General features: G+C 57.1%; 6 protein-coding genes. 5 read left to right on the top strand and 1 reads right to left on the bottom strand.

Annotation, left to right across the window (positions count from 1 at the left end; all coding sequences use genetic code 11):
• Positions 1–179: 179 nt before the first annotated feature.
• From IB277_RS14845 to IB277_RS14830, 5 genes are all read left to right on the top strand, one after another.
• Positions 180–551: a hypothetical protein gene (locus tag IB277_RS14845; RefSeq protein WP_192371285.1), complete on the top strand. Its 372-nt coding sequence runs from the start codon at positions 180–182 to the stop codon at positions 549–551.
• A gap of 1,595 nt (positions 552–2,146) precedes the next feature.
• The gene (locus IB277_RS14840; protein WP_192371284.1) at positions 2,147–2,452 is read left to right on the top strand and encodes a DUF2604 domain-containing protein; all 306 of its coding nucleotides are present in this window, start codon (positions 2,147–2,149) and stop codon (positions 2,450–2,452) included.
• Positions 2,449–3,072 carry a putative metal-binding protein gene (locus IB277_RS38070; protein WP_246805935.1) on the top strand — a complete coding sequence of 208 codons (624 nt, stop codon included), beginning with the start codon at positions 2,449–2,451 and terminating at the stop codon, positions 3,070–3,072. The genes IB277_RS14840 and IB277_RS38070 overlap by 4 nt, the downstream gene beginning before the upstream one ends.
• Positions 3,069–3,557: a Mov34/MPN/PAD-1 family protein gene (locus tag IB277_RS14835; protein WP_309140331.1), complete on the top strand. Its 489-nt coding sequence runs from the start codon at positions 3,069–3,071 to the stop codon at positions 3,555–3,557. Before IB277_RS38070 ends, IB277_RS14835 begins: the two co-directional genes overlap by 4 nt.
• Positions 3,558–3,560: 3 nt before the next feature.
• The gene (locus IB277_RS14830; RefSeq protein WP_192371282.1) at positions 3,561–5,111 is read left to right on the top strand and encodes an E2 ligase fold family C protein; all 1,551 of its coding nucleotides are present in this window, start codon (positions 3,561–3,563) and stop codon (positions 5,109–5,111) included.
• Between the two features lie 15 nt (positions 5,112–5,126).
• Here IB277_RS14830 and IB277_RS14825 read toward each other — a convergent pair whose 3' ends face one another.
• Positions 5,127–6,833 (bottom strand): hypothetical protein, encoded by a 1,707-nt coding sequence (locus IB277_RS14825; RefSeq protein ID WP_246805936.1) that lies wholly within the window; start codon positions 6,831–6,833, stop codon positions 5,127–5,129.
• Positions 6,834–7,043 lie beyond the last annotated feature (210 nt).

Raw genomic sequence — 7,043 nt, 5'->3', positions numbered from 1 at the left:
TGGTCGTCACCGCCCACGCCGCAACACTCACTATCGGGCGGGAGCTACCCCTTACCCGAGCCGGACTTTCACCGGCTGGAACGCGCCAGCTTGTCCTGGCGCACCTCATCCTGATCGCCGCGCTATAGTGACTTTGCCCTGCGATTTCCAAGGTGATCGAGTTGCCCAGGATTTCACCCTTGGCCGCTCTGAGCCCCCTGTACGTACATTTCGGTTCCGAAGCCGCCCTCGCCCTTTCCGAGAACAACCGCGTAATCGAAGGCGCATATCTTGAAACTGGTTCGGATTTTAGCGCGGTCGTGGTTCGCTTTGTATGCAACGAGGTTTCCCGAAGCGGAACCGTTGGCAACGCTCTTACTGCGCAATCCGAAATCATTGTCGCCCACCTGAACCGCGAAACCGAAGAATTTGTTGATTTCCAGGGCGATCCTGCCCTCACGGCATCAGCGCCTAAGTATGCCATGCTAGCTCGAATATTGTTCTCGATCGCCCATGTAATTGGGCCTTTCCCTGACCTTAACCGTGCGCCCACCGGGTCGGCTCTCCATTAAGCTTCATCGTTTGCGAATGGGGGTGCATTCACGCCGTTCTAAGAAACTTCGCCAAGCCTGGGAACTTGGCCGCGACTGCGACCGCCAATTCATCTGAACGGCGCGGGCGGGGGCATTTTGAAAAGTCCCCTTGCGCCGGTCGATAGTGCTCCCAGCATATAATTATGCGTTATCGGAGAAGACCAGTGATCTGTCAGGGTCCACGTGATCACCCATTTACCTCGCCCCTGCTGTCGAGATTGATTGTGAGAATATTGCATGACGCTCTGCAACCCAACGGGTGTGCACCAGAGGACATAAAGTGCGCCGAGGACATGCGAGAAATGCTGGTCGCCAGCGCTTTGGGGAGTAACGTCGCTCCACACTCCGTTCAGGAGCTCTTCTCAAATCTACCAGCAGCCTTGGCGGACAATGCAACAAGGGCGATACGGGTTTTGCTTGTCAAACTCCTCGATCAGCCTCTTATCATTGGCCCGCCGATTTGTAGTAGACATGAAATGCGAGACCTTCGTGCGAGACTAATGAGCATTGTCGTCAGTCTCTTCGATGCCCGCATAGGAACGTTATTGGAAAATAACGCTTATTTGCCAGTAGGGGGACGAAGGAGGCCCTCCATGGCAAATGACGACAGTTGTGGCATTTGCCACATAATTTCGGAATTTCGTGACGAGTGCCGTTTGCTGCGCATCCTTCGACCAGACCAACTGCTCAATCTCAACATTCACAAGGTGTGTCCACGTCAGAAGGATATCCAAATCTAGGTGAGGTTATCCTTCTATCTTGTCAATCTCGGGAAGTTACTGAGATCGGGGACACTGCCGATCGACGGAACCCAAGCGACCTTGCGCTGCCTTTTGTTTCCCCTACAATCCAGCAAAGTCGCAGCGCATTTCTCGATTTCCGCGTTCTTTAGGGCGGCATCCCCGGGTGCCCTACTCTTTGTGAACGATGGGTTCGGCATACTCGAATAGCCCAGTTGGCAATTCACATTCAGCTGCACGAGGAGCTGATTTGGAGCGAGGGGACAATGCGCTAAAGGCTGCATCTAGCCATCAAAGCCCGCATTGCTCCGGGCCGCGAGTATGAAAAAGAGCACGGCAAGGGCAGCCTGCTCAAACTGGATCACCCGCTGACGATCAACCTGCGAGAATTGTATTCCCGCTTGTATGTCAGGCCCGAGGCAACTTCGGAACAACCCGCTGGGTTGTTCGCTCCTTTCTAATCCGATGCTCAGCATCGGCGACTACGGTTAGAACTTCGTCACGGCCGCGTTTCGTCACGAACCCCGGCCCGCACACCATGACAAAAAGCAACCGTTTGGTGGCAAAGTCGTCGGTGGAGATGACATTGCGCTCTTCCACGGTCGTTGGCGTCGCGATACTGGTTCGGCAGCGCGCGAAACGGCCGCACCGCTCGTCCGGAAAAGGACACCGGATAAATTACGGCGGACTGCTATGGGACCGGCCACCCAGTTGCGCGCCCTACAAATTGCTCTAAAAAATGGAAACTAGAGCACTAGCGGTTTACCTCGCCCTTGTTCTAGCTAAACTTAAAACTGTAGATAGATGCGAATCACCTAATTGATGGATCTCTGCATGACAAAGACTCCCAAGGCTGCTTCAGAAACCGCCGGCAAAGCAACCGGATCAAAGAACAAGATTTCCCTGACCTTCGTTGTGAATGGCGAACCGGTCTCTGTCGAAGCCAACGTAAATGCGCCGCTTCAAACTGCCATCGCCAAAGCGCTGGAAGTTTCAGGCAATGTCGGGCAGCCCGCTGAAAACTGGGAACTCAAGAATGAGGACGGGACGGTTTTCGACCCGAGCAAAAAGATAGAGGACCTTGGAATTACAGGAGGACAGACCCTGTTTCTTAGTCTCAAGGCTGGTGCTGCAGGTTGAGCGAAGGTCAGTTCGTCGACGAGGCGGTTTCTCGACGCAAATTTGACCGGGAAGTGGCACAGTACCGAGCGCTTGAAAGCACGTACCGCAAGCGCGGTTGGTTCCTCCTGGAAGCCACGTTTCCCACGGTCCTGGTACTGTTTGCCGCCTTGAAGGTGCCGCCCAAACCGCTAGTGTGCGCGGCGCGCCTTGACTTCACCAACTATGACCTGGTGCCGCCGTCCGTAACATTCGTTGATCCCGCAACCAGCGAAGCGCTACCGATGAAGAGCCTCGGCTTCCATTTGATGCGGCTGATTGGCTTCGAAGGTGCATCGGACGAGACCATCGCTGAGCTTCTGAAACAACAACAGAGCCTACCTGTTCAACCGCTACTCCAGTCTCACGGCCCCGACGAGATCCCTTTTCTGTGTTTGCCGGGAGTCAGAGAATATCACAACCACCCAGCGCATACAGGTGACTCATGGCTTTTGCATCGTCCCTTTGGCGAGGGTTCCTTAAACTTTATTCTCGAACACATCTGGGCCAGCGGCATCAAGCCCATTCAGACGATGAGTTACCAGATACAGCAGATGAGCTTCCAGGGCTTTCAACTGAACGCAGCAGCCCTTCCAAGGTGAGCGGACTCGCTGCCGTTCAGCGCTTCATCGTACCGCGGGCGGCAGTCGACCAGGTGCATGCGCATCTGGCAGACGTGGGCCGTTCGGGATATGAAGGGCTAGGACTATGGGTCGGGCACGTAGCCGACGAAACCGCGAACGTCCAGCGAGCACTCATCCCGCAACAGCGTCTCATTAGGTCCGCCGCAGGTGTCGGCGTCTATGTTGACGGCACCGAATTGCACCGCCTGAACATGTGGCTTTTCGAAAACGGCCTACGAATCCTCGCGCAAATTCACAGTCACCCCACCGACGCTTATCACTCCGATACGGACGACGAAAACGCGCTGGCAACGACTGTCGGCTCGCTTTCGCTGGTCGTACCGGATTTTGCCCGAGGCCCCGCCGACCTTTTGCAGACCGCTGTCTATCGACTCAACAGAGCGGGCAAGTGGGTAGAGATCCCCCGGCAAGCTGTCGGTCGTCTCATCGAAATCGTGGACTAAAAAATGGCACTAGCGAACTACTTCAGTCGTGCAGCTACGGCGGCATCGCAAGTCCTCCAAGGCTTCGACGCCAAACATTTTGAGGGACTGCTTAACGGCCTTGTTATCGGGATCGCATTCGATCAGCAGGCATGCTCGACAGAGGGCAGAGCGTCACTCGATCTCCTAATCAGGTTGCTTGCGCGTCTCTACCCCACCATCTGCTTCTTGCCTACCGGAGATGAAGCAAGAGAGCTCGCGAAGAGTTTGGGCTCACTGGCTCGGTGCATAAATAAAAACATCTCAATCGCGCGCCGAAGGGCAACGGTCCTTTCACATTGTCTCGTTGTCGGCTCGACGACTCCCGACGTGTCCTGCCCCACGTTCTTCCTGGGGTCTGACGGTTGGCTAGCGATGTTCTCCGCCGAGCGTCCCGTAGGGACAGGTGGCAGTAGCAATACACTCGGCGCGGGTGGTGCCGCTTGCATTGCCGCGGCGAACTTATTTAGGCACATATTCAGTGCGCAGATTAATGGCGCCGCGGTGGACAAGGACGTCATATTCTCCTTGTTTGACTATGCGCCCGGCTCACGCGCGAACCCACCGCTTGCCGACACGGTGACGCTCGACGATTTGTTCCTTCTTGGCTTGGGGGCGATCGGCAACGGGGCAGTGTGGGCGCTTTCTCGCGTTCCCAACTTGCGAGGGCGTTTGGAGGTGGTTGACGCGGAGCCGGTCGATCAGGGTAACCTTCAGCGATACGTGCTGGCACTTGAAAAGGATATCAGTCGCAGCAAGGTGAAACTTGCCCTGAGATACTTGAATTCTCAAACCGACCTTGTCGTTACCGGGCATAATGTCAGGTGGCAAACGATACCAGCAATACGCTCTATGGAGCACGTCGCTATCGCACTCGATACGGCGGCGGATCGTGTCGCCGTCCAGGGCGCGCTGCCTCGCTGGACTATTAACTCCTGGACCCAGCGCGGAGATCTTGGGGTTTCGCATCACGGCTTCCAGGGGGAGATGGCGTGCCTTGCGTGCCTCTATTTGCCGAACGGAGCGGTGCCCGACGAGGACCAAGTCATTGCAGAAGCGCTGGGCCTTGAGGACCGAAAGATGGATATTGTGCGGCCCATGCTTCACAACGGCGCCCCCGTTACAGCGGAGTTGATGGGCGAAATCGCCAACCGGCTGACGGTTCCCGTTGAGCCGTTGCTCCCCTTTGTCGGCAAGCCATTGCGAGACCTTTACCAGGGTGCAATCTGCGGCGGCGTAGTCTTCGAGCTCACGGCTGGGAGCAAGCGGGTACTCGTCGAGGTGCCGATGGCCTTCCAGTCGGCGATGGCGGGCGTCATGCTGGCCGGAGAAATCGTTAAGCGGGCGGCGACAGCCAATTCGCCGGATTGGATTACTGCCAAGCTTAATCTTCTGCGCAAAATGCCGAGTGGTTTAATCACAGAGCGCCGCAAGAAGGATCACCTGGCTCGATGCATTTGTCAGGACAGCGATTACATGGAGGTATACCGAGAGAAGTACACTTCGCGAGGCGGACCAGCTTCCCAAGGCTCCTGAAAAGCCTTCCATTGGTCAACGCAGATTGTCCGAAATTTCCTTGTAGCAGACATCCATCGTCCCGATCTCCTGCTTCTTGAGCGTCGTCCATGTCGTCCCGTCGAAGTCAAAATACTCCATGAAGCATCGGTTTTGGTCGTATAGTCCCCACTGGGCTACCAGGAGGCGGCTGTCCAGACGGAACTTCAGCGTGAGCATGGAGATGGGGTCGTCACCCCGGGGGAACCTCGACGGTTTTCCCGTCTTGTTATCGCCGACGATGGCGAACGAACAGCCTGTCCCGCACCCAATCTGAATGAGGGAGTATCGACCCGCGAAATTCGGCCCCTCGCGCATTCCCTCGCGAATGCGCGTTCTGAACTGGTTGAAGTCCCTGTCCCGCCCTTTGAAATCGGGAAGCTTTGTCTTGCCGGAGTACTTCGAGGCAGCCGGATAGGCGGACGGATCGAGTTGCAGCACTCCTTTCGGCATAACCGGTTCGACGACAGCGGGGTCAATGCTTGCCATCTCGGTGCTGCGGCAGCGTCGCCATCTCATCGCCGCCGACAAATCTTGGCACCAGTGAACCATCGTAAGTTTCGACGCGATCGCCCCGCTTCGGTCGCAAGCGCCGGAAGTGATAGCCGGGTTGGACAGCTCGTCACGGCACTTTGCGGCCTGGCCCCGCCATTGGGCGAGTATCCGTACTGGTTCTGACACTCCCCGGTCCGTAGCGATAACCTTTCCGCTTTCAGAGACGATCTTGTTCGACGACGGGTCCCAAACGAGGGTGAACTCTGCAGACCCGGACGACATGCGGCTGCGGGCAGGGCTTTCGGCAAACCACTCGACGACGCCGCTGACGGTACATTGGGCAGTGCACTCGACAAGTTCGGAACCCTGCAGCACGCTGTAGGCGCGTAACGGCCAACGCTCGGCGAACTTCCGCTTTTCGGCTAGAACGTCCTCCCTGGATGTCGGCTTCCCATAGAACACGACGGTGCCATCGTAGAGTTCTTCCATGGCGGCCAAAGCTTCGTTATTCGAGCGTGACCATGCGTCATGATACTTCGCCATGACGGAGAGCGCCCTTCCTTCCAGGGACTTTGCCGTCTCCCGATCCGAGGGTGTTTCGGCCGGGTTTTCGGCCACCGAGACAGACGGAACCACGGCTGCCGGGCCATACGTAATCTTGTAGACAGCCATCTCGCTAGAGGTGAGATAGCGCATATCGTTGGCGGGAATGGACAGGCTGAGTTGTAAGAGAGCCGGGTCGACGCCCATCTCAATGAGGTAGGCGATGATCTGCGCAGTGAGCTGCTGGACGGCGGCGACTGCCTCGTGTCCGCTCAATGTGCTGTCTGGAGCGAACGACGATTGATGGACACCAATGGCTCCGGGGTCCGCCACCCTTGCCACTCCGCCAACGAACGCCAAGGCGCAGGCAGATGCGCATTCCGTCGCTCTCGGCTGAATCGTGCTCAGCCCCAACGACCGGATCATCCGACCATATGCCATGGCCGCGACAATGTTTCCGCCACTGCTGTTGAAGGAGATCAGGCGAGCGCCCGTCGCCGCGACTTCGCGGGCAAGTGCGGCGGGATCGTCCGAGTAGGCGAAAGTCCCTTCCACCAAGATGATGGGCGGTCCGTTCTGTGAGTTGATGCGCGACAGTGAGATATCGGCCCGCGCGCCAGCGACGGACAGCGCGACGAGGGCCAATCCCAAGATGAGCGAACGCAAACCCGATACTCCCTACCCCATACGTGTCGCATGTTATCGCTTTCGTAAGCGAGCGCAATGACGCGGAGAAACCGAACGCGGCCCTGCGCTTCCCGAGAGAGTAGAATATATCCGCGCATGGCCACAGGGGGGCCCGACGTCCCGTCCGGTTCATTTTGTGTGCAACCGTCTGAAAATTGGATGACCTCGTCCGGCGAAGTGAAAGTGTAG

Origin of the sequence: Ensifer sp. ENS07, assembly GCF_014852185.1 — a bacterium.
GTDB lineage: Bacteria > Pseudomonadota > Alphaproteobacteria > Rhizobiales > Rhizobiaceae > Ensifer > Ensifer adhaerens.
Note: the sequence above shows the minus strand (reverse complement) of the source record. Positions and strands in the feature narration are given on the sequence as shown.

Bases quoted from the DNA above. Each gene is read 5' to 3' on its own strand.
- IB277_RS14840 (WP_192371284.1), top strand. From the start codon at position 2,147: ATGACAAAGACTCCCAAGGCTGCTTCAGAAACCGCCGGCAAAGCAACC.
- IB277_RS14830 (WP_192371282.1), top strand. From the start codon at position 3,561: ATGGCACTAGCGAACTACTTCAGTCGTGCAGCTACGGCGGCATCGCAA.